The organism is Streptomyces sp. NPDC007929 (assembly GCF_042959065.1).
In the GTDB taxonomy this organism is placed as follows: domain Bacteria; phylum Actinomycetota; class Actinomycetes; order Streptomycetales; family Streptomycetaceae; genus Streptomyces.
The window spans coordinates 601100-622143 of the sequence record NZ_JBIBKD010000001.1; the positions used below are offsets into that span (position 1 = coordinate 601100).

21 protein-coding genes are annotated in these 21044 nt (G+C 73.1%); 8 read left to right on the forward strand and 13 right to left on the reverse strand.

The window, feature by feature from the left end; genetic code table 11:
• Positions 1–19: 19 nt before the first annotated feature.
• The 6 genes from ACFZDE_RS02730 to ACFZDE_RS02755 all read right to left on the reverse strand — a co-directional run bounded on the left by ACFZDE_RS02730 (position 20) and on the right by ACFZDE_RS02755 (position 4983).
• Positions 20–829, reverse strand: a complete 810-nt coding sequence (locus tag ACFZDE_RS02730; protein WP_390990800.1) for a GntR family transcriptional regulator — start codon at positions 827–829, stop codon at positions 20–22.
• Between the two features lie 134 nt (positions 830–963).
• On the reverse strand, positions 964–1932 hold the full coding sequence (locus ACFZDE_RS02735) for an acetylxylan esterase (protein WP_390990797.1): 969 nt from the start codon (positions 1930–1932) through the stop codon (positions 964–966).
• A 246-nt stretch (positions 1933–2178) separates the two neighbouring features.
• Positions 2179–2760 carry a hypothetical protein gene (locus ACFZDE_RS02740; protein ID WP_391196765.1) on the reverse strand — a complete coding sequence of 194 codons (582 nt, stop codon included), beginning with the start codon at positions 2758–2760 and terminating at the stop codon, positions 2179–2181.
• A 202-nt stretch (positions 2761–2962) separates the two neighbouring features.
• The gene (locus ACFZDE_RS02745) at positions 2963–3733 is read right to left on the reverse strand and encodes an FAD-binding oxidoreductase (protein ID WP_391197436.1); all 771 of its coding nucleotides are present in this window, start codon (positions 3731–3733) and stop codon (positions 2963–2965) included.
• 82 nt (positions 3734–3815) lie between these two features.
• A complete protein-coding gene (locus ACFZDE_RS02750; protein WP_391196767.1) occupies positions 3816–4421 on the reverse strand; it encodes a molybdopterin-dependent oxidoreductase in 606 nt (201 codons plus the stop codon).
• Between the two features lie 55 nt (positions 4422–4476).
• Positions 4477–4983 (reverse strand): MarR family transcriptional regulator, encoded by a 507-nt coding sequence (locus tag ACFZDE_RS02755; protein ID WP_391196771.1) that lies wholly within the window; start codon positions 4981–4983, stop codon positions 4477–4479.
• Positions 4984–5212: 229 nt separating this feature from the next.
• Here ACFZDE_RS02755 and ACFZDE_RS02760 point away from each other — a divergent pair, with 229 nt between their 5' ends.
• Positions 5213–6016, forward strand: a complete 804-nt coding sequence (locus ACFZDE_RS02760; protein WP_391196774.1) for a putative protein N(5)-glutamine methyltransferase — start codon at positions 5213–5215, stop codon at positions 6014–6016.
• Between the two features lie 14 nt (positions 6017–6030).
• Here ACFZDE_RS02760 and ACFZDE_RS02765 read toward each other — a convergent pair whose 3' ends face one another.
• Positions 6031–8109: a SpoIIE family protein phosphatase gene (locus ACFZDE_RS02765; protein ID WP_391196776.1), complete on the reverse strand. Its 2079-nt coding sequence runs from the start codon at positions 8107–8109 to the stop codon at positions 6031–6033.
• 261 nt (positions 8110–8370) lie between these two features.
• Here ACFZDE_RS02765 and ACFZDE_RS02770 point away from each other — a divergent pair, with 261 nt between their 5' ends.
• The 3 genes from ACFZDE_RS02770 to ACFZDE_RS02780 all read left to right on the forward strand — a co-directional run bounded on the left by ACFZDE_RS02770 (position 8371) and on the right by ACFZDE_RS02780 (position 11488).
• Complete coding sequence (locus ACFZDE_RS02770; RefSeq protein ID WP_391197439.1) at positions 8371–8739, forward strand: hypothetical protein; 369 nt, start codon at positions 8371–8373, stop codon at positions 8737–8739.
• Positions 8740–8883: 144 nt separating this feature from the next.
• On the forward strand, positions 8884–10899 hold the full coding sequence (locus tag ACFZDE_RS02775; RefSeq protein ID WP_391196779.1) for an FAD-dependent oxidoreductase: 2016 nt from the start codon (positions 8884–8886) through the stop codon (positions 10897–10899).
• Positions 10900–10927: 28 nt separating this feature from the next.
• Complete coding sequence (locus tag ACFZDE_RS02780) at positions 10928–11488, forward strand: helix-turn-helix transcriptional regulator (protein WP_391196781.1); 561 nt, start codon at positions 10928–10930, stop codon at positions 11486–11488.
• A 130-nt stretch (positions 11489–11618) separates the two neighbouring features.
• On the opposite strand, the gene ACFZDE_RS02785 is transcribed toward ACFZDE_RS02780, so the two are convergent.
• Together ACFZDE_RS02785 and ACFZDE_RS02790 are read right to left on the reverse strand one after the other, a co-directional pair.
• On the reverse strand, positions 11619–12158 hold the full coding sequence (locus ACFZDE_RS02785; protein ID WP_390990777.1) for a hypothetical protein: 540 nt from the start codon (positions 12156–12158) through the stop codon (positions 11619–11621).
• Positions 12159–12329: 171 nt separating this feature from the next.
• Positions 12330–13316 (reverse strand): fibronectin type III domain-containing protein, encoded by a 987-nt coding sequence (locus ACFZDE_RS02790; protein ID WP_391196783.1) that lies wholly within the window; start codon positions 13314–13316, stop codon positions 12330–12332.
• Between the two features lie 421 nt (positions 13317–13737).
• Here ACFZDE_RS02790 and ACFZDE_RS02795 point away from each other — a divergent pair, with 421 nt between their 5' ends.
• Positions 13738–14436, forward strand: coding sequence for a glycoside hydrolase family 75 protein (locus ACFZDE_RS02795; RefSeq protein WP_390990774.1), 699 nt, complete (start codon positions 13738–13740; stop codon positions 14434–14436).
• 74 nt (positions 14437–14510) lie between these two features.
• Here ACFZDE_RS02795 and ACFZDE_RS02800 read toward each other — a convergent pair whose 3' ends face one another.
• The 3 genes from ACFZDE_RS02800 to dhaK are packed head-to-tail and all read right to left on the reverse strand — an operon-like array spanning position 14511 to position 16555.
• Positions 14511–14921 carry a PTS-dependent dihydroxyacetone kinase phosphotransferase subunit DhaM gene (locus ACFZDE_RS02800; protein ID WP_390990771.1) on the reverse strand — a complete coding sequence of 137 codons (411 nt, stop codon included), beginning with the start codon at positions 14919–14921 and terminating at the stop codon, positions 14511–14513.
• Entirely contained in the window at positions 14914–15513 is a 600-nt protein-coding gene (gene dhaL / locus ACFZDE_RS02805) for a dihydroxyacetone kinase subunit DhaL (protein WP_391196786.1), read from the reverse strand. The genes ACFZDE_RS02800 and dhaL overlap by 8 nt, the downstream gene beginning before the upstream one ends.
• Before the next feature lie 49 nt (positions 15514–15562).
• A complete protein-coding gene (dhaK, locus tag ACFZDE_RS02810) occupies positions 15563–16555 on the reverse strand; it encodes a dihydroxyacetone kinase subunit DhaK (RefSeq protein ID WP_390990767.1) in 993 nt (330 codons plus the stop codon).
• Between the two features lie 331 nt (positions 16556–16886).
• Here dhaK and ACFZDE_RS02815 point away from each other — a divergent pair, with 331 nt between their 5' ends.
• On the forward strand, positions 16887–18215 hold the full coding sequence (locus tag ACFZDE_RS02815; protein ID WP_391197441.1) for a ferric reductase-like transmembrane domain-containing protein: 1329 nt from the start codon (positions 16887–16889) through the stop codon (positions 18213–18215).
• A gap of 151 nt (positions 18216–18366) precedes the next feature.
• Here the strand turns inward: ACFZDE_RS02815 and ACFZDE_RS02820 are convergent, their stop codons facing one another.
• The gene (locus ACFZDE_RS02820) at positions 18367–19179 is read right to left on the reverse strand and encodes an EamA family transporter (RefSeq protein ID WP_391196788.1); all 813 of its coding nucleotides are present in this window, start codon (positions 19177–19179) and stop codon (positions 18367–18369) included.
• A gap of 170 nt (positions 19180–19349) precedes the next feature.
• Between ACFZDE_RS02820 and ACFZDE_RS02825 the strand changes: the two genes are divergently transcribed.
• Positions 19350–20240, forward strand: a complete 891-nt coding sequence (locus tag ACFZDE_RS02825; RefSeq protein WP_391196790.1) for a LysR family transcriptional regulator — start codon at positions 19350–19352, stop codon at positions 20238–20240.
• A 58-nt stretch (positions 20241–20298) separates the two neighbouring features.
• Positions 20299–20898 (forward strand): hypothetical protein, encoded by a 600-nt coding sequence (locus ACFZDE_RS02830; RefSeq protein WP_391196791.1) that lies wholly within the window; start codon positions 20299–20301, stop codon positions 20896–20898.
• Positions 20899–21044: the final 146 nt, after the last annotated feature.

The following is a 21044-nucleotide window of genomic DNA, read 5'->3' on the forward strand; positions in this document are numbered from 1 at the left end:
CGTCGTTCGATGATCTCCGTCATCTCCCGGAACCCGCGTCGGCAGTCCGCCGAACGGGTGACGGGCCGCGGTCCGGCGCGGGTGCCGCGGCACGACCCGGCAGGGTGAACTCGTAGACCAGCGCCTCCTGTTGGGCGTCCACCACGAGATCGGTGATCTCCAGCGGGCGCGCGTACTGGTCGTGCACCCGCCGGGTGACCCGTACCGACGGGGTGCTCGCGATGCGGGTGATGGTGTCGCGGTGGTGCAGGGTCAGACCCGCCCGGCGCATCCAGTCGTAGGCCCGGCGCAGCTGCGCGGCGGCGCTGCCGTCGGCCCGGTCGCGGTAGCCGGCCAGCTCCTCCACCTCCGCCAGCGCCACAGCGGAGAACGATGTCACGGCGGTGCGCCGGCCCCGCCCGTCGGCGGTCGCGTACCGGTAGCGGTGGACCAGGGTCGGGCGGCCGGGCGCCAGCCCCAGGGCCTCCGCGTGGTCCGCGCGGGGCGGCTCCCAGACGACGGTGGCGCGGGCGACACTGCCCGGGGCCGCGGGCCCGGCGCCCACCGGGAAGGTGAGCGACGCGGGGGTCTCGACCGGCAGGCCGGGCAGGGTGGCGTGGCTGCCGCGCTTGTCGGTGGTGACCAGACCGTCGCGGCGCAGCAGCTCCAGCGACTGCCGTACGGTCTCCCGGCTGACTCCCAGGTGACCGGCCAGCTTCCGTTCGCTGGGCAGTCGTTCACCGGGTGGGATGGTGCCGTCGCGCAGCTCGCCGAGCAGCTCCGTGGCGATCCGGCGGTACAGGGGTTCCCCCTCGGGCGACGGGGGATCGTGCGGGGTGGTGCGGGCCATGCCGCCCCTCCTGGTGGGTGACGTTCGGTAGCCGTTCGGGCTCGGTGCGCCACCAGATCTAGCATTGGTCTAAACCAGCAGGGAAGGGCGGCCGGGCGGTTCGGCCGAAACCGGACCTCCCGCATCCGGCCGGATCAGAGGTACGCGCTCATCCAGCGCAGCTTGGCCGCCTGCTGGTAGGGGCCGCCGCCCTCGTGGTCGTTGAAGTCGTAGACCTCGATCGACTTGTCCTCGTGGTCCCAGGCGTTGAAGGCCGCGAAGACGGTCGAGGGCGGGCAGGTCTGGTCCTCCAGAGCGGCCGAGAACAGTGCGGGGGCACGGCCGCGGGCGGCGAAGTGGACGCCGTCGAAGTAGGACACCGTGCGCAGGGCGTCCTCGGTGCGGCCGCGGTGCGTCTTGAGGTAGAGGCCGATCTCCCGGTACGGGTGCCGGTCGGTGAGCGTCGCCGCCCGCGGGAAGTCGCACAGGAACGGCACGTCCGGCGCGATGCCCACCAGGTCCGGGACCAGGCCGCCCACCGCTATGGTGATGCCCCCGCCCTGGCTGGCACCGACGGCCACCGTGCGCGCCGGGTCGGTGAGCGGGTGCGAGCGGGCCGCCTCGACGGCACGCACCGCGTCCGTGTAGACCCGGCGGTAGTAGTAGTTCTCCGGGGCGTCGATGCCGCGCGTCATGAAACCGGGGTACGCGGGCGCCCCGCCCACCGGGTCCGCGGTGCCGCCGCCCCCGCCCCAGGCGCTGCCCTGCCCGCGGGTGTCCATCACGAAGTGCGCCCGGCCCGATGACGCCCACAGCAGGTGCTCGTGCGGCAGCCCACGCCCGCCGCCGTAGCCGATGAACTCCACGACCAGCGGCAGCGGTTCCGCCGCCCCGGCCGGGAGTGTCAGCCAGCCCTTGACCGGATGGCCGCCGAACCCGGCGAACGTCACGTCGAAGACCTGGACGGTGGACAGGCCCGTGTCGACCGGTTCGAAGCGGGCGTCCAGATCGTGCACGCGCGCCTCCTGGAGGGTCCTGGACCAGAACGCGTCGAAGTCCTCGGGCTCGGTGGCCGCGCTGCGGTACTCGCGGAGTTCATCGAGAGGAAGGTCGAACAGGGCCATGCAGGACCGCCTTGGGTGAGGAGCAGCTACAGGGATAATGCGGATGATCACACTACGGGGGTGGTCGGAGGACTGGCCAGGGTTTGTTCCGGCCCGGCCCCTCACCGCTGTGCGCCATGCGAAGGCGATGCCCTGGTCACAGGCGCAGGAGCGTGATCATGGAGCACGGCGTCGGGGAGGTTCTCGTCCGCAGGTGGTCGGGTCACCTGGTGTTGCTCGTCTGCGGGCTGATCCAAACGACAGGCCCTAGGCGCGCCGGTGTGTCCACTCCGGTTCCGTACGGGCCCAGGCCCGCTCCCACTCCGCCATCCGGTGTCGCTCGGCCACCTTCCGTACCAGGGCGTGGCCGAAGAGCACCACGAGCACCGCACCGCCCGTGGCGCAGGTGCCGATGGTGAGGGTGTGCTGCCAGACCGCCGACCCGTCCACCGGCGGCAGCACGGCGCGCCCCCGGTCGTCGAACCAGGCGTCCACCGTGTCGCCCCGCCCGGTGTCCGCCGGGACCCGTGTCGTCGCGGTGCGCCGGGTGCCGTCCGGCTCGGTCCAGCGCACGGTCGCCCGGTAGGCGCGCTGCCCGCCGGCCTGCATGGACGGCAGCCTGTCGGTGGTGCCGATCACCTCGGCCCGGACGCGATGCCGCTCGGCCCGCTGCTCCGCCGCCACCGACCGCGCCTCGTCATGGGCCCACATCGCCGCGACCGCCCCCGCCAGGGGCGCACCCACGAGGACGAGGACGGCGACCACCAGCACCGTCCAGGCTTCAACGACATCCGACCGGCGCCGCAACGGACTGCGCCGCCAACGCCAGCCGGGCACCCGGGTTCGCATGCCCACCTCCTCGCCGTCACCGCGACCGGAGGAGCCGGACCGGCCGTGCGGTGCGCCGCCGCTCCCTCCGCGTCACGCCACGCGTGCGAGTGCCTCCATGAACGGGGTACCCCCCGCGGCGCCCATCCATCGCTCCGGGGCCGTGATCCACAGCGGGAGCGGCCCGCGGCTGGGTGCCCGCGGGGACCGCGACGAAACCGGGTCAGCCGAACCGCTCGATGCGGATCCGGTGCACCGGCTGACCGGCCGTCACCAGCAGCCGCGAGGCGTGCTCGGCGAAGGAGTTGGAGCCGCACACATATGCCTCCCACCCACCGGAGGGCTGCTCGGCTAGGAGCGGCGCCACATGTGCGGCCGCCATACGTCCCACCGACGTCCCGGGGGGCGCGCTCCGCGTGAAGACCGGTGTGGTCTCCGCACCCAACTCCCGGGCGTAGACAAGCTCCTCGGGGCTGCGCGCGGACACCACCAGCCGCAGCGGCACGGTCAGCTTCCGGGCCCGGTGGTGCCGGACCATCGACATCAGCGGTACGACACCGGAGCCGGCGCCGACGAGCAGCGCGGGCCGGTCGCCCGGCCAGGCGAAGAAGCCGCTCACCGGGCCCCGCACCTCGACCCGGTCGCCGGGCCGTGCGACGGTGTGGAACCAGCCCGAGACCTCGCCGCCCGCCACATGATCCAGGGTCAGCTCGATGTGCCCGGAGTCGTCCGGCGCCGACGCGATCGAGTAGTGCCGCTGGGCCGTGTAGCCGTCCTCGGCGGTCAGCCGCACCATCAGGTGCTGGCCGGGCAGATGGCCCGGCCAGCCGGGCACGGCGAGCCGGAAGGTGGCGGCACGGGGGGTCTCGCGGCGGATCTCGGTGACCGTGGCGGTCTGCCACTCGGAGGCGGCCTGCTCGCTCACGGCGATGCGCCCGGGCACGGCGAACCGCGTCGGAGGCACGAAGGCCCCGGTCGCGGCGGCCCCGGTCACGGCGGCCCCGGTCGCGGCGGTCCCTGACGCGGCGCTCCCGGTGGCGGCGGTCTCGGTCACGGCGGTCTCGGTCACGGCGGTCTCAGTCACCCGAGTACCTCTGCTCCTCCCACGGGTTGCCCCGCTCGTGATAGCCGTTCTGCTCCCAGAAGCCCGGCTCGTCGTGGTCGAGGATCCGCAGGCCCGCGATCCACTTGGCGCTCTTCCAGAAGTACAGGTGCGGCACGACCAGCCGCGCCGGGCCGCCGTGCTCGGGGGCGAGGGGCCTGCCGTCGTACTCCCACGCGATCCAGGCCCGCCCGCCGGTCAGGTCCGCCAGCGGGAGGCTCGTCGTGTAGCCGGTGTGTGCGTAGGCGACGGCATGGGTGGCCGACCCATGGGGCCGGACCACATCCAGGAACGCGTCCAGAGACACCCCCGCGAACCGCACCCCGAACTTCGACCAGCTCGTCACGCAGTGGATGGCGCCCTCGTACGCCGACGCGGGCAGCCGGTGCGCCTCCTCCCAGTCCCAGGTGCGGGGCTCGGCGACCAGCCCGTCGACCCGGAAGGTCCAGTCGGCGGGGGCCAGCTCGGGGGTGACCTCGGCGGACAGGACGGGCCAGTCGTCGCCCGCGTCGTACTGGCCGGGCGGCAGGCCGGGGTCGGCGACGCGCGGGCGCCCGGTGAAGCCTCGGGTGATGTGCATGCGGTGGTGCCTCCGGGCCGGTCCCGCGGTGCCCGCCGGACCGGATGATCAGTGGTTACGTATGCAACCGTACGGGGCGTGCGGCCCGCTCCTCCCGGCCGGGGCCCGGCCAGGCGTTGTAGCGCACCAGGTACTCGGCGAACCGGCGCAGATCGTCCGCCGGCCAGTCGGCCAGGCGCTCCCGGAAGGCCGCCCGCCGGCTCTCGGTGACCTGCGCCAGGATCTGCCGCCCGGCCCGCGTCAGGTGCAGCACCTGGACGCGCTGGTCCGCCGGGTCGGGGCGGCGCTCGACGAGGCCCGCCCGCTCCAGGGCGGACACCTGGCGGCTCACCGTGGACTTGTCCAGGGCGTAGTGGGCGGCCAGGTCGGTGGCCCGGCATCCGCCGGCCTCCTCCAGATGCCCCAGCAGGGTGTACGACACCAGCGACAGCTCGGGGTGCATCCGGCCCGCGGCGGCCCGGGCGCGGCGGGCGAAGGCCGTCATCTCCCGCTGGATGGTCTCGACGGCGTCGACGGTGTGCACGGGACCTCCCTCACCACGGTGCTGCTCGGCTCCCTCCATGGTTGCATGACCCAACCACTCGGCGGGGGCTCCGTCGCAGTACCCCCGGCCGGACCGCCGGGGTAGGGTTTGCCGTCCGGCCGGGCAGGGACCCGGCCGCCGGAAACCGAGGAGGTGAGACCCATTACCGCTGTGTCAGCTCGGGTGCTCTCCTCTCGACGTCGCGCGGATCGCCGCTCGTAGGCGATCGCCGGAGCGCCCTTCGGTTCCCGAAAGGCTCTGGGCTTCCATGCCGTCTGTGTCCGCCGTCCCCCCTTCCACGCCGTCCTCCCGTGACGCCGTCGTCGCCGCCCTGCGCGCCGCCGGGTGCGTCTTCGCCGAGGACGAGGCCGAGATGATCCTCGCCACCGCCCGGACCCCGGCCGAGGCCGCCGCCATGGTCGAACGCCGGGTGGCCGGGCTGCCCCTCGAAGTCGTCGTCGGCTGGGCCGAGTTCCGCGGCCTGCGCATCGCCGTCGCGTCGGGCGTCTTCGTGCCCCGCCGGCGCACCGAGTTCCTGGTGGAGCAGGCCCTGGAGCGGGCGCCCGGGGCCGCCGTCGTCGTGGACCTGTGCTGCGGTTCGGGTGCCGTCGGAGCGGCGCTGGCCGCCGCGCTCGGCCGCGTCGAACTGCACGCCGCCGACATCGATCCGGCTGCCGTGCGGTGCGCCCGCGGCAACATCGCCGCCGTGGGCGGTGAGGTCCACCAGGGTGATCTGTTCGAGGCGCTGCCCGGCGCGCTGCGCGGCCGCGTCGGCATCCTCGCGGCCAACGTGCCGTACGTGCCGAGCGACGAGATCGGCCTGCTGCCGCAGGAGGCCCGGGACCACGAGCCGCTCGTCGCCCTCGACGGCGGCGCGGACGGCCTCGACGTTCTGCGCCGGGTCGCGGCCGAGGCGCCCCGCTGGCTCGCCCCCGGCGGCTGCGTCCTGGTCGAGACCAGCCGCCACCAGGCCCCGACCGCCGTCGCCGCCTTCGAACGCAACGGCCTCACGGCACGGTCGGCCGTGTCGCGGGAGTGGTCCGCCCATGTGGTGATCGGCGTCAGGCCGTAGCCCCCCCGCGGCCCTCACTCCGGTGCCGTCGCCCGGGCGATGAGCAGGGCCACGTCGTCGAAGTTGTCCGGCTCGTGCAGCGTGCGCAGCAGCAGGTCGCAGACCTCCTCCAGCGGCCTGTCCGGCCCGTCGAGCAGCGACAGCAGCCGGTCGAGCCGTTCGTCGAGGGGGTCGCGCCGGGTCTCGACCAGGCCGTCGGTGTAGAACACCAGCCGGTCGCCGGGCTCCAGGTCGACGGTGGTGGTGGAGAAGGCGACACCGCCCACGCCGAGCGGCACCCCGGTCGGCAGGTCCAGCAGCTCCGGCGTGCGGCCGGGCCGGACCCGCACCGGCGGCAGATGCCCGGCGTTGGCGATCCGGCACTGCCGCAGACGCGGGTCGTGAACGGCGTAGACGCACGTGGCGATGACCTGCGCCAGCCCCCCGGTGATCCTGTCGAGGTGCTCCAGGAGCACATGCGGATCGAGGTCGAGGGAGGCGAGGGTGTTGGTCGCCGTCCGCAGCCGCCCCATGGCCGCCGCCGCGGGAATGCCGCTGCCCATCACATCGCCCACGACGAGCGCCGTCTTGCCGCCGTCCAGCGGGATCACGTCGAACCAGTCGCCGCCGACCTCGCTCGTGGCCCCGGCCGGCTGGTAGCGGGAGGCGACCTCCAGACCGCCCGTCACCGGCGGATGGCTGGGCAGCAGACTGCGCTGGAGGGTGAGCGCGGTCTCCCGGGCGCTCTGGTACCAGCGGGCGTTGTCGATCTGCACGGCGGCCCGGGCGGCCAGCTCGCGCGCCAGCAGCAGGTCGTCCTCACTGAACGGCAGCGGATTGCGGGTCCGCTTGAGGTCCAGGGCGCCCAGCACCTCGCCCCGGGCGATGAGCGGCACCGCCAGATACGAGTGCACCCCGGCCCGGCCCAGCAGCTCGGCCGCCTCGGAGGAACGGGCGATGAGGTCCAGGTCCTCGTCCTTGACCTCCGGCAGCATCACCGGGCTCGCGGTGCGCACGCACTGGGTGATGAGCCGGTCGGGGGCGTACCGGGCGACCTGCCCGGGAGGGTCGGCCGCCTCCAGGGCCTCGGCGGAGTCGTAGCCCTGCACCGCCAGCGCGCGGATCACGGCCGACTCGGCGGGGCCCAGGCTGGTGCGACGGCCCTGCGCCACCGCGTCCAGCAGGTCGACGGCCGCGATGTCGGCGAGCTCCGGCACGGCCACCTCGGCCAGCTCGCCGGCGGTGCGATCCAGGTCCAGAGTGGTGCCGATCCGGCCCGAGGCGTCGGCGATCAGCGCCAGCCGCCGCCGCGCGGCCTCGGCCTCGATGCCCGCCCGGTACTGCTCGGTGACGTCCACGATCGAGACGGCCACGCCCAGCACGGTCCCGAAGGCGTTCTCCAGCCGGTACAGCGAGATCGACCAGGCGTGGTCCTGGTGCGGGTCGGCCGGGGTACGGCCGATCGTGGACTGGTCGACCACCGGCGTGCCGGTCTCCAGCACGCGCCGGGTGGCGTCCTCCAGGGCGTCGACGTCCATCCGCGGCACCACCTCGCGGACCGTGCGGCCCAGGTGCTCCTCGGCCGGTACGCCGTTGATCTCCTCAAGCGCACGGTTGACGGAGACGTAGCGCAGCCCGGTGTCCAGCACCGCCAGCCCGATCGGGGACTGGGCGATCATCCGCGTGGACAGCGCGACGTCCCGCTCCAGCCGGTGCACGGTCGTCTGGTCGGCGCACAGCCCCAGTGCGTAGACGTCGCCCTGGTCGTCGAGCAGCCGCATGTTGCGGAACTCCACCAGCCGTGTGCCGCCGTCCTTGCGGCGGATCGGGAAGGCCCCGGCCCAGCTCTGCCCGGTGTCCATGACGTCGGCGAACAGTTTGACCACGAGGTCGACGTGCTGCTCGTGGACCATGATGCGGGCGGCGTACTGCCCGAGGGCCTCCCGCGCCTCGTAGCCGAAGAGCTCCTCGGCCTGCGGGCTCCACAGCACGATGCGGCCCTCGGCGTCCAGGACCACCGAGGCCACGCGCAGCACGTCCAGCAGACCGCTCGGGCGCGCCGACCCGCGCACCGGATCGCCGCCCTCGGACCCGGGAGCTCCGGCTGCACTCATCCCACGCCCCGCCTTCGCCGTTCTCGCGGCACGCCGTCGTGTGCCGACACCCCATGTTCTACCGCTGTTCTACCGCGTGGAGCCGTTTTCCGAAGGCCCCTTCCGTCACCTTCCACCATCTCCCACCCCGGCGTGGGCCGCCCCGCAAAACCTCCACCGGGGGAAGGGTCCCGCCGGTAGTGCTCGCCGGAAGGTGGTGCTTTGCTGGGGTAGGGGCGGATACGGCAGCCGGTGGCCGCGAAAGGAGCGATCACGATGGCGATGAACCACGAGCGACCGCACCCCCACTCCGTCTCGGTGGAGATCAGCGGGTGCAGCAAGCACGACGCCCGGATCGTGTTCGACGCGCTGTGCTCCTGCTTCGAGTCCGACCGGTGCGCCGACGACGTGCCGGAGGAGCTGCACGAGACCCGCCCGACCGTGTGGCTCGGCACCTTCGACGTCGCCGACGAGCACGAGGGGGCGCGACCGGTGCACCTGGCGTCCTCGGTCGACGCCGACCTGCACGGCGGCTACTGGGCGATCGAACGGTTCCGCACGACCCTGGACTCGCTGTTCGACGTGCACGACCTGAGCACCGTCTCCGGCGACCAGGAGAAGGAACTGCACGTGCGGCTCCAGAGCCGCTGAGAGCCCCCATGACCGGACCACGACCCGGGACCGAGGTCCCCGGTCATGGTCCTGCTGTGCCCTCCATCACCTTGTGCAACTAGTTGCATAAACAGCCGGTAGTCCTCTAGAACTACAGGGACGACACCGCGCACGGAGGGCCCGATGAGCCGTTACCCGCACCTGCTGACCCCCCTCGACCTGGGTTTCACGACCCTGCCCAACCGGGTCCTCATGGGCTCCATGCACGTCGGCCTGGAGGAGGCGGAGGGCGGCTTCGCACGCATGGCCGCCTTCTACGCCGCCCGCGCCCGCGGCGGAGTGGGCGTGATCGTCACCGGCGGCATCGCCCCCAACGACGAGGGACGGCCCTACGAGGGCGGCGCCAAGCTCACCACCGAGGAAGAGGCCGAGCAGCACCGGGCCATCACCGACGCCGTGCACCGCGAGGGCGGGCGGATCGCGATGCAGATCCTGCACTTCGGCCGGTACGCCTACCACCAGGACCTCGTCGCGCCGAGCCCGGTCCAGGCACCGATCAGCCCCTTCCCGCCCCGCGAGCTCACCGAAGCCGACATCGAGCGGACCATCGACGACTACGCCCGCACCGCCCGCCTCGCCCGGCAGGCCGGCTACGACGGCGTCGAGATCATGGGCTCCGAGGGCTACCTCATCAACGAGTTCATCGCGCGGCAGACCAACCACCGCACCGACGGCTGGGGCGGCTCCTACGACAACCGCACGCGCCTCCCGCTGGAGATCGTGCGCCGGGTGCGCGAGGCGGTCGGCGAGGACTTCATCGTCATCTACCGCCTCTCCATGCTCGACCTCGTCCCGGGCGGCTCCACGCTCGACGAGGTGATCACCCTCGCCAAGGCCGTCGAAGCCGCCGGGGCGACGATCATCAACACCGGCATCGGCTGGCACGAGGCCCGCATCCCCACCATCGCGACCTCCGTGCCGCGCGGCGCGTACACCTGGGTGACCAAGCGGCTCATGGGCGAGGTGTCCGTCCCGCTCGTCACCACCAACCGCATCAACACCCCCGAACTCGCCGAGGAACTGCTCGCTGAGGGCGCCGCCGACATGGTGTCGATGGCCCGCCCGATGCTCGCCGACCCCGACTTCGTCACCAAGGCCGCCGCCGGCCGCCCGGAGGCGATCAACACCTGCATCGGCTGCAACCAGGCCTGCCTCGACCACACCTTCAGCGGCCTGATCACCTCCTGCCTGGTCAACCCGCGCGCCTGCCACGAGACCGAGCTGGTGCTCTCCCCGACCCGGCTGCGCAAGCGCGTCGCGGTCGTCGGCGCCGGTCCGGCCGGCCTCGCCTGCTCGGTCTCCGCCGCCGAGCGCGGACACGAGGTGACGCTGTTCGACGCGGCGAGCGAGATCGGCGGCCAGCTCAACGTCGCCCGCAAGGTCCCCGGCAAGCAGGAGTTCGACGAGACGCTCCGCTACTTCCGCACCCAGCTCGACTGGCACGGCGTCGACGTCCGCCTGAACACCCCGGTCACGGCCGCGGACCTCGACGGCTTCGACGAGGTCGTCGTCGCCACCGGCGTCACCCCGCGCACCCCCGAGATCCCCGGCATCGACCACCCGAGCGTCGTCGGCTACCTCGACGTCCTGCGCGACGGCGCCCCCGTCGGCGACCGGGTCGCGATCCTCGGCGCGGGCGGCATCGGCTTCGACGTCGCCGAGTTCCTCACCGACGGCGGCGACAAGGCCCACGAGGACCCGGCGACGTACTTCCGCCAGTGGGGCGTCGACATGGACTACAGCGGCGCCGGCGGGCTCGCCGCTCCCGAGCGGCCCGCGCCGACGCGCACCGTCCACCTCCTCCAGCGCAAGACCTCCAAGGTCGGCGCCGGCCTCGGCAAGACCACCGGCTGGATCCACCGCGCCGAACTCAAGCACCGCGGCGTCACCATGGTCCCGGGCGTGCGCTACGACCGGATCGACGACGCCGGAGTGCACATCACCGTGGGCGAGGAGAGCACGGTGCTGGAGGTCGACACGGTCGTGCTCTGCACGGGTCAGGAGCCGCGCCGAGCCCTGTACGAGGAGCTGCTCGCCGCCGGGCGCAGCACGCACCTCATCGGCGGCGCCGACGTGGCCGCCGAGCTGGACGCCAAGCGCGCCATCAAGCAGGGCACCGAGCTCGCGGCCGCCCTGTAGTGCGCTGACACGTCCCTAGGATGAGGCCATGTCACTCCCGCACGCGATCCTCACCGCCCTGCTCGAGAAGAAGTCCTCGGGCCTGGAGCTGACCCGCCGGTTCGACCGGTCGATCGGCTACTTCTGGTCGGCCACGCACCAGCAGATCTACCGCGAGCTGGGAAAACTGGAGGCCGACGGCCTCATCCGGGCACTGCCGTCCGAGCAGCCGGCCCGCGGGCAGAAGAAGAGCTACGAGGTCCTGCCCGCGGGCCGCGCCGAACTGGCCCGCTGGACCTCCGCCTCCCAGGACCCCAAGCCGCAGCGCGACCCCCTGCTGCTGCGGCTCAGGGCGGCGGCCGTGGTCGGCACGGCGGGTCTGGAGGCCGATCTGCGACGCCATCTGGAGCTGCACGAACGGCAGCTGGCGGAGTACGAGGAGATCGAGGAGCGCGACTTCCCGCCCGGCCGCGAGGGCACCGAGGTCCGGCTGCGGCACCTGGTGCTGCGGGCGGGCATCGATCTGGAGACCTTCTGGACGCAGTGGCTCCGGCGCGCCCTGGCGGACGTCGCCGAACTCCCGGACCCCGAACCGGCGGAGCCGGCCTGACCGGCGACGGGCGTCGGCCCGTCGGGCGCGAGGGTGGCTGGCACGCCCGGTGGTCAGGCGTGCCTGTCGCGCATGACGGCGGCCCGTCCGCCCGGAGCGCTTCGGGGGAACGGGCCGCCGTCCGTACCGGTCAGAGCCGGTACGGCTTGTTGCGCCGGCGCAGGTACCAGGCCGTTCCGAGCAGGCCGGCGCCGACCAGCGTGCCGCCCGCGACCAGCGTGACGGTTCCGTAGTCCGTCGTGCTGCCGCCGACCCCGCCCATCACGCCGCGGGACGGCGACGCCGAGGGGGACGCGGACCGCGAGGGGGAGGGGGCGGTGGAGACCACGACGGACTGCGTGCCCGCGGTGGTGCCGTCCGAGCAGACGACGATGACCGTGTACGTGCCCGGCGAGACACTCGACCAGGCGGCCGACTGACTCGTGGACGTCCCCGACAGCGTCACCTGGCGGCCCTGGGCGAAACTGCCCTGACTGCTGGTGAGGAGCGAGGCGGTGCCCCAGCTGCCGTTGATCTGGGTGCACGAGCTGGTCGTGACCGACACCGTGGACCCCGTGGTGCTCACGGAGATGCCCGGGCCCGCGACGGCGGGCACCGCGGCCAGGGCGAGGGGCAGCGCGGCGACTGCCACGGTCAGGCCGGAGCGGAGAACTGACGATGAGTTGCGCATGTGGACTGCCCTCCGGCGGCACGGTCGGCGGTACATCCTTGCGCCGCCGAGGGTCGGGGAGCGCCCGTGCTGCCTCGGGGCCAGCCAAAGCGCCCCGGCCCCCGGCCGCACGCCGAGCGCCCCCGTGCAGGTGACGGGTTCCTTCTCCCGGCTGACGCGGCGGGTGCTACGTCAGCGGTCCGCCCCCGTCGTCACCACCCGCTCCGCCGAGAAGCCTCCCCACGTGCCGTCGGGGAGCATCGCCCGGATGCGGACCCGGTGGGTGACGCCGGCGCGCCGGCCGGCGTAGAAGCTGTAGGTGGCCCGCTCGCGTGGAGCGGTGCCGCCGTACACCAAGGACGTGGCGGGCCGGCCGTCCAGATGGATCTGGTACTCGGTGACCTCGCCGTCCACGCGGGGCGGCACCCAGCTCAGGTCGAGCTGGTAGGCCCCGCCCTCGCGGTGGCTCGTCACCCGGAAGTCCTTGGGGGCCGTGGCGCGGCCGTCGTCCGTGCCCGGTGTGGTGAGGCGGACCGCGGGACCGGCGGGGGAGACGTTGCCGGCCGCGTCCCGGGCACGGACGGTGAACGAGTAGGCCGTGCCCGGCCGCAGCCCGGTCAGCACGGTGGCCGTCTGACCCCCGCCCACACTGTGGATCTTGGTGTCGCCCTGGTGGATGTCGTACGACACCACACCCCGGTCGTCGGTGGAGGCGGACCAGGTCAGCTGGACCGCGCGGCTGCCGACGGCCCGCCCGCCGGGCGCCGAGGGCCGGGTCGGCGCGGAACGGTCGTCCACGACAGCGGCGGGGGTTCTCACCGGCACCCGGCGGCTGGGCGGACCCAGCCGCCCGTCGGCATCCCGTGCCCGTACCGAGAAGACGTACCGCGTCGAGGGTCGGAGCCTGGTGACATCCACCATGTGGTGTGAACCTGGCACTTCCTTGACCTTCGTGGTGCCGCGATACACCTCGTAGCCATCGGCCCGGGCGGACGCGTTCCACATGACATGCACGCTCGTCGCACTGCCCGCCGCCGCGGTCACACCCGTCGGAGCGCCGGGCGCACCGCCGCCGTCCCCTTCCTCCGCTCCGGCCCAGCCGCAGGAGGCGAGCAGCAGCAGCGCCCCGCAGAGCGCCAGACGGCGCGGGAGGGACGGGGGAGCGGAACGTCCTCGCACGGCACTGCCTCCCGGGGGTGGTCGGCCAGCAGGGTCACGGGAATGGTCCGGACCAATATGACGCCGTTGGCGCGGCCACATCAAGAGGGTGTGCGCTGTGTAGGAATGTCACCGGCCGAGCCCGGACGTCACCCCCGCCCTGCGTGACCACCCGGAAGAGTTACGTATGCTGAAGTCCTCACGGCCGAACTCCTGGCGGACACCGCCGAGTTCGGGCCTGTCGCGCGGAACCGCTGTCGTCGCAGATCCCGCGCCGGCCCAGGTGGCCGGGCGGCCGGAGTCTTACACGGACTCAGGCGCCCGGCCCCTGTCGGAGGTTGGGAAGGTGCACCGTCCGGCCCCCCAGCGGTGGCCGGGTGATCGCCCCGGGACCAGATTGGGCTGAGTGCCCGTCAGGTCCCCCACGAGAGGCTCCCGTATCGTGCGTGTCCAGTCGCTCACTCTGGCCGTGGCCAGCGCCGCCCTGCTCGCCCCGACGATCCACCCCGCCGACCACCCCCACCCCGCCGTGTGGCACGAAGGCGCGGTGAGCGCCGCCGAACTCCTCGACCGGGTGCGCGACTGCGCTCCCGTCTCCAAGGGCCGCTACCGCAGCGACAACGGCGCACCCGCGAACATCCCGGTCTGCGGCACCCGCGACGCCGTGTTCTGGAAGGCCGACATGGACATCGACTGCGACGGCAGCCCCGGCCCCCGCTGCAACCGCCGCACCGACCCGTACTTCGCCGCGAGCACGGCCTTCGCCCAGTCCGACGGCCGCCCGTTGAGCGCCGAACGCCTGCCGTTCATCGTCGTTCCCGCGCCGAGCGCCCTGTGGGACTACCGGGACCACGGCATCGGCGGCGGTTCGGTGGTGGCCGTCGTGTACCGGGACCGGGTCCAGTACGCGGTCGTCGGTGACGTGGGCCCGCAGGGCATCATCGGGGAGGCGTCCTACGCGACCGCCAAGGCCCTCGGCATCCGCGCCGACCCGCACGGCGGCGGCGCCCCCTCCGGTGTCACCTACATCGTCTTCAAGAACACCAAGGTGTCGCCCATCGAGGACCACGCCGCGGCCGTGACCGAGGGGGAACGCGCGGCGCGGCGACTCGCCGGCGTCGGGCCGGCGGACGAGGGCTGAGCCGCTGACGCCACGTCACGGACACGGCCACGGCCGGGCATCGCCTTCGGAGCGTGCCCGGCCGCGGCCGTCCCTCACACCTTCCGGTACGCGTACGCCTCCGTGGCCGCCGCCTCGACCGCCGCCAGGTCCGCCCCGGTGGACGCGGTGACGACCGCGGCCACCGCCCCCTCCAGGAAGGGGGCGTCCACCAGCCGGGTCGGCTCCGGAAGTTCGTCGCCCTCCGCGAGCAGCGCCTTCACCGTGAGCACGGCGCTGCCCAGGTCGGTCAGGACGGCCACCCCGGCGCCCCGGTCGACCGACGCGGCCGCGGCGGCGACCAGTTCGGAGCTGGTGCCCAGCCCGCCGCCCTCGGCGCCGCCCGCCGCGGCCACGGACACCGCCGAGCCACCGCCCGCGAGCCCCTTCGCCAGCTCGGCGACCGACGCGGCCACCTCGGCGCTGTGCGACACCAGCACGATCCCCACCAGCTGCTCGTCACTCACCGGCGGCCTCCACGAGTCCCGCGATCAGCAGCGCCGCCGAGGTGGCACCCGGGTCCTGGTGGCCGATGCTGCGCTCGCCCAGATAGCTGGCCCGGCCCTTGCGCGCCTGCAACGGCGTCGTCGCCACGGCGCCCTCCTCCGCGGCGGTCCGGGCCGCCGTGAACGACTCGGAGAGCGCGTCCACGGCGGGCACCAGCGCGTCGATCATGGTCTTGTCGCCCGGGGCCGCGCCGCCGAGCGTCATGACCGCGTCCACCCCCGTGCGCAGGGCCTCGGCCAGCTGCTCCGCGCTGACCTCACCGGCATCGCCCAAAGCCTTGCCGGTACGGCGCAGCAGCGTGCCGTACAACGGCCCCGAGGCGCCGCCGACCGTCGAGATCAGCTGGCGTCCGGCGAGGGTCAGCACCCCGCCGGGCGTGCCGGGGGGCTCCTTCTCCAGGGCGGCCGCGACGGCCCTGAATCCGCGCTGGAGGTTGCTGCCGTGATCGGCGTCCCCGATGGGGGAGTCGAGAGCGGTGAGCCGTTCCGCCTCGCGTTCGACGGACGCGGCCGTGACCGTCATCCAGCGGCGGAAGAATGCGGCGTCGAGCACTGGGTCTCCTTGCCTGGTAGGTACGTGCTGATCCTCTACCCCGTGCCCGTCACATGCCCCAGCGCAGGCCCGGGGTGCTCACCGGCGCGTCGTACAGCCGCAGCAGTTCCTCGTCGACCTGGCACAGGGTGACCGAGGCGCCCGCCATGTCCAGCGAGGTGACGTAGTTGCCGACCAGGACACGGGCCACGGGCACGCCGCGCTGGGCGAGCACCCGGGCCACCTCGGCGTGGAAGCCGTACAGCTCGAGCAGCGGTGTCGCACCCATGCCGTTGACCAGGACCAGGACCGGATTGCGCGGCTGGAGGTCCTCCACCACCGCCTCGACTGCGGCCTCGGCGATCTCGCCGGAGGTCATCATGGCGCGCCGCTCCCGGCCGGGTTCGCCGTGGATGCCGATGCCCAACTCCAGCTCGCCGGGCGGCAGATCGAAGGTCGGGCTGCCCTTCGCCGGGGTGCTGCAGGCGCTCAGCGCGATGCCGAAGCTGCGGGAGCTCTCGTTCACCTGCCGGGCGATGGCCTCGACGCGCTCCAGCGGCATGCCCTCGGCCGCGGCGGCGCCCGCGATCTTCTCCACGAACAGGGTCGCGCCGGTACCGCGCCGCCCCGCCGTGTACAGGCTGTCGGTCACCGCCACGTCGTCGTTGACCAGCACCTTCGCGACCTGGATGCCCTCGTCCTCGGCCAACTCGGCGGCCATGTCGAAGTTGAGCACGTCACCGGTGTAGTTCTTCACGATGAACAGCACGCCGGCGCCGCTGTTCACGGCGGCGGCAGCGCGCAGCATCTGGTCCGGCACCGGGGAGGTGAACACCTCGCCCGGGCAGGCCGCCGACAGCATGCCGGGACCCACGAACCCACCGTGCAGCGGCTCGTGGCCCGAACCGCCGCCCGAGACGAGCCCGACCTGCCCTGCGACAGGTGCGTCCCGCCGTACGATCACTCGGTTCTCCACGTCCACGGTCAGCTCGGGGTGGGCGGCCGCCAGACCGCGCAGCGCGTCCGCCACCACCGTCTCCGGGACGTTGATCAGCATCTTCACGGGAACCTCCTAGACAACCTAGTAGATGAGCCCTTGAATTCCAGCTTCGCAGGCCACATCACCTTTGACCAGTTGTCGATCTTCATCTGCGCTCGGCGCGTCGAAGTCCTGGGCTCCGATCGTCGGCGTCAGGACCGCCGGCCGGTAGCGGCTCGGCGAATTCGGCGATATACCCCGTGAGGCACGGCCGGTCCGTTCGGCCGACGTGCCGGCCACGGCCGCCGAACGGTCGAGCCTTTTCGCGGCGGATTCCGTATTGATGGTCGGCTCGATGGTCGGCCGCTACGGCACATGAACATGAGGGGGAGCGGTGGAAGCGACTGGTTCACAGATGGGGGTGCGGGCGCGGCGACGCGGCACACCTCCGGTCGTCGCGGCGCGGTGGGCGCTGTGGACGTTCGTCATCGTCAACCTCGCGATCGTCGAGCTCCTGTTCCTCGACGCCGGGACCGGGAAGAACGAGGTGCTCACCGTCGCCAAGTTCTTCGGCCTGCACGCCGCTGTGCTGATGCTGTTCCAGCTGCTGCTGGTGGCCCGGTTGCCATGGCTCGACCGCCGGATCGGCATGGACCGGCTGACGGTGTGGCACCGGTGGGTCGGCTTCACCCTCCTGTGGACGATCCTCACCCACGCCGTCCTGGTGGTGCTGGGCTATGCCCGGCTCGACGACGCCTCGATGGCGAAGACGTTCCTTGCGCTGGCGGGGGTGCCGGCCTCGCTGCTCGGTATGGGGGCCGCGGCTCTCGTCGTCGTGACCGGTGCCGTCTCCGCCCGGTATGTGAGGCGGCGGCTGCGCTACGAGACGTGGCACGGCCTGCACCTGCTGCTGTACCTGGCGTTGGGGCTGGCGTTCGTCCATCAGTTGCGGGAGACCACCACCTTCAGCTCCTCCACGTTCGCGAAGACCTACTGGTGGGCCCTCTGGCTGTTCGCGTTCGGTGCCCTGGTCACGGGCCGGATCGTGCTGCCCGTGTGGCGCAACGCCTACCACCGGTTCCACGTCACCGCGGTGGTGCCGGAGTCGGACGGCGTGGTGTCGGTCCATGTCAGCGGCCGCCACCTCGACCGGCTTCCCGCCCGGGCGGGCCAGTTCTGCATCTGGCGATTCCCCGGCCACCGGCACTGGTGGCAGGCGAATCCGTTCTCGCTGTCGGCGGCACCGGGCGGTCGCACCTTGCGTCTGACCGCCAAGGCGGTGGGCAGCGGCAGCGCCGGCCTGCGCCACATCCCGATCGGGAGCCGTGCGTACGTCGAGGGTCCGTACGGGGCGTTCACCTCCCTGCACCGCTCACGGCCCGGTGCGCTGCTGATCGCCGGAGGGGTGGGTATCACGCCGGTTCGGGCCCTGCTGGAGGAGGAACCGTCCGGGGACGTCGTCGTGCTCTACCGGGTGCGCAGTGAGCAGGACGCCGTGCTGGTCGACGAGGTGCGAGCCCTGGTCGGGGCCCGCGGTGGGCGGCTCCACCTGCTCACCGGCCGCACGGGGGAGGGGAACCGGCCCTTCGAGCCGGACCGCCTGCGGGCGCTGGTTCCCGACCTGGCCGAACGCGACGTGTACGTCTGCGGCCCGCCCGCGATGACCTCGGCCGTACTCGGCGCCCTGCGAGGGCTGAAGGTTCCCCGCGGTCAAGTGCACGCCGAGCGGTTCGGCCTGGCTTGAGCCCGCGAGGGACCTGCACACCCAGGGGACGACGTCCGCCTGCCGGTGACAGGGGACGACGCCGGGCACCGGCGTACGGTGCTCGGTGGCGGCGCTTCGAGCAGCCTGGGCACGTCGACGCCGAGGAACCCCGGTGTGAGCTACGGCCGGGTCAGTCGCGGCGGACGAGCACGCTCGCCGCGTTGGCCAGCACGACGGCGCCGATGCCCGCCCACTCGGCCCGTCCCAGGTGCTGGCCGAGGCCCAACAGGCCCACCACCGCCGCGAGAACGGGGTTGACGCTCATGAACAACCCGAAGGCCTGGGCCGGTACGGTGCGCAGCGTGAACAGGTCCGCCAGATAGGGCACGGCGGACGACAGGACTCCCGCGGCGACGGCGCACCCGACGGCCTGCGCGGTCGGCGGCTGACGGAGCACGAGCAGGACGCCGACCGGCAGGAACAGCAGCGCGGACACCGCCGCCGCTGCCGCGGAGCCCTGAGCGCCCGGGATCCGCTGTCCGACGGTGCGGTTCAGCAGGATGTACGACGCCCAGCAGGCGGCGGCCAGCAGGCCCAGACCCATGCCCGCGTAGTCGGCGGACGGCTGAGGACGCATCAGCACGACGACCCCCGCCGCCGCCGTCACCGCGCACACCGCGTCCACCCGGCGGCGCGCGGCGGCCAGGGCGATGGCGAGCGGGCCGAGGAACTCCAGTGTCACCGCGAGGCCCAGCCCGATGCGGTCGACGGCGCTGTACAGGGACAGGTTCATCGTCCCGAACACGACGGCCAGCGACAGGACCGGCCACCACTGCCGCCAGGTGAAGGACCGCAGCCGGGGCCGGCTCAGCGCGCACAGCACGACGGCGGCGACGTACTGCCGGACCGCCACGACACCGACGGGCCCGAGCACGGGGAACGCGAGGGAGCCGATCGCGGCGCCGGTCTGGTTGGACAGGCCGCTGCCCACCATCGTGGCCACACCGGCGAGCGGACGCGGCCTGCCGGAGGCACCGGCAGGACCAGCGGGCGCAGCGGCGACAACGGGATCAGCGGGATCAGCGGGAACGGAAGCGGCTCGCATGCGCCGATCGTGCGCCCCGGCCGCTCTTGCGCAAAATGCGTCCGGAGTTCGATCTATACGATGTGGTTATGGATAGGGGGACGAACGCCGCCAGGGATGTCGCCGCGGACATCGAGTTCCGCCAGCTGCGCTGTCTCGTCGCGATCGTCGACGAAGGCACCTTCACGGACGCCGCCCACGCGCTCGGCGTCTCCCAGGCGGCGGTCTCCCGGACCCTCGCCTCGCTCGAACGAGCCCTGGGCGTACGGCTGTTGCGCCGCACCTCTCGTGAGGTCACCCCGACCGCGACCGGGCTGCGCGTGGTGGCCCAGGCCCGGAGAGTGCTCGGGGAGGTGGACGACCTGGTCCGGGAGGCCACCTCCGGGCACGCCGTCCTGCGCGTCGGCTACGCCTGGTCGGCGCTCGGCCGCCACACCGCGGCCTTCCAGCGCCGCTGGGCCCAGGACCGCCCGGGCACGGAACTGCACCTGGTCCGCTCCAACTCGGCCACCGCCGGTCTGGCCGAGGGCGTGTGCGACCTGGCCGTGGTGCGCAGAGCTCCCGACGACCGGCGGCTCGACTCGGCGATCGTGGGACTGGAACGTCGTATGGCCGCCCTTGCGGCGGACGATCCGCTGGCAGGGCGCCGCTCGGTACGGCTCGCCGACCTGAGCGGACGCACCCTGCTCATCGACCGCCGGACCGGCACCACCACCCCCGACCTGTGGCCGCTCGACTCCCGCCCGGCCACCGAGGAGACACACGACGTCGACGACTGGCTCACGGTCATCGCCACCGGCCGCTGCGTCGGCATGACCGCGGAGTCCACCGCCCACCAGTACCGGCGGCCCGGCGTGGTCTACCGCCCTGTACGCGACGCCGAACCCGTCGCCGTGCGCCTCGTCTGGTGGCACGACGAGCCCCACCCCGCCACCCAGCCGGCCATCGAACTCCTCACGGCTCTGTACCGCAACGATTGATCACCCCAGCGCCTCGACCCCGCTCCCCGAGGCCGGCCATGATGAGAAGGTCGACTTCATGCCCACTTCAAGACCGGTCCGCCCGGCCTCTCTGACCGCCCTGACCCTCGCCCTCGTCACGGCCCTCAGCGCCTGCGGTGACCTGCACGCCTCCACCTCGCGGACCGGCGCCGCGCCCTCTCCGTCCGGCGCGTCCTCGCCCAGTGCTCCCGGTGCCTCGCCCTACGAGGAACCGGGAGCCTGGGACGGCGCACCGCACTACCACGAGAACAACGCCTACCGTCGCGAGGGCGACATGACTCCGGCCCACGAGACGGACGCCCGGCGGGAGGCCGACCGCATCCGCCCGGTACTGAAGCGCCTGTGGGAACGACGCACGTGGGACCCCGCGACCGTCCGGGCGGCCCTGCTCCGGCTCGGCTACGAGGAGGAGCGCGTCACGAAGGACGGCAAGCGTCTCGGCGGCACGCTCACCGTCACGGGGATGAGAGCGCGCTGGAAGGACGACGGCTACGTCACGCCGGAGGGGACGCGCGTCGCCCTGCGTGTGCACGACGACGCATGCGTCTCGGCGTTCGTGCAGAAGTCCAACTTCGGGGTACGGGCGAACGGCCTGTACCCCGAGACGGGCTGCTTCGAGCCGCCGTACGGCCACTGAGAGAGCTTCCGGCGCAGTCGTGCGCCTTTCTGACGCAAGCGTTTTCTGTGCCTGTGTCGTGTTTTGCTCCGGCGTGAGCGCGGCACTCGGTAACCCGCGAGCGTGCCCCCGAGGGGTGACCATCGCCGCGCGCGGAACAGAGGATG

What these genes read in the sequence shown, in the direction of transcription:
- ACFZDE_RS02730 (WP_390990800.1), bottom strand. Translation starts at nt 829, where the DNA reads ATGGCCCGCACCACCCCGCACGATCCCCCGTCGCCCGAGGGGGAACCC.
- ACFZDE_RS02740 (WP_391196765.1), bottom strand. Translation starts at nt 2,760, where the DNA reads ATGCGAACCCGGGTGCCCGGCTGGCGTTGGCGGCGCAGTCCGTTGCGG.
- ACFZDE_RS02770 (WP_391197439.1), top strand. Translation starts at nt 8,371, where the DNA reads ATGAACCACGAGCGACCGCACCCCCACTCCGTCTCGGTGGAGATCAGC.
- ACFZDE_RS02775 (WP_391196779.1), top strand. Translation starts at nt 8,884, where the DNA reads ATGAGCCGTTACCCGCACCTGCTGACCCCCCTCGACCTGGGTTTCACG.
- ACFZDE_RS02735 (WP_390990797.1), bottom strand. Translation starts at nt 1,932, where the DNA reads ATGGCCCTGTTCGACCTTCCTCTCGATGAACTCCGCGAGTACCGCAGC.
- ACFZDE_RS02750 (WP_391196767.1), bottom strand. Translation starts at nt 4,421, where the DNA reads ATGCACATCACCCGAGGCTTCACCGGGCGCCCGCGCGTCGCCGACCCC.
- ACFZDE_RS02825 (WP_391196790.1), top strand. Translation starts at nt 19,350, where the DNA reads ATGGATAGGGGGACGAACGCCGCCAGGGATGTCGCCGCGGACATCGAG.
- ACFZDE_RS02755 (WP_391196771.1), bottom strand. Translation starts at nt 4,983, where the DNA reads ATGGAGGGAGCCGAGCAGCACCGTGGTGAGGGAGGTCCCGTGCACACC.
- ACFZDE_RS02780 (WP_391196781.1), top strand. Translation starts at nt 10,928, where the DNA reads ATGTCACTCCCGCACGCGATCCTCACCGCCCTGCTCGAGAAGAAGTCC.
- ACFZDE_RS02785 (WP_390990777.1), bottom strand. Translation starts at nt 12,158, where the DNA reads ATGCGCAACTCATCGTCAGTTCTCCGCTCCGGCCTGACCGTGGCAGTC.
- ACFZDE_RS02765 (WP_391196776.1), bottom strand. Translation starts at nt 8,109, where the DNA reads ATGAGTGCAGCCGGAGCTCCCGGGTCCGAGGGCGGCGATCCGGTGCGC.
- ACFZDE_RS02830 (WP_391196791.1), top strand. Translation starts at nt 20,299, where the DNA reads ATGCCCACTTCAAGACCGGTCCGCCCGGCCTCTCTGACCGCCCTGACC.
- ACFZDE_RS02760 (WP_391196774.1), top strand. Translation starts at nt 5,213, where the DNA reads ATGCCGTCTGTGTCCGCCGTCCCCCCTTCCACGCCGTCCTCCCGTGAC.
- ACFZDE_RS02815 (WP_391197441.1), top strand. Translation starts at nt 16,887, where the DNA reads ATGGGGGTGCGGGCGCGGCGACGCGGCACACCTCCGGTCGTCGCGGCG.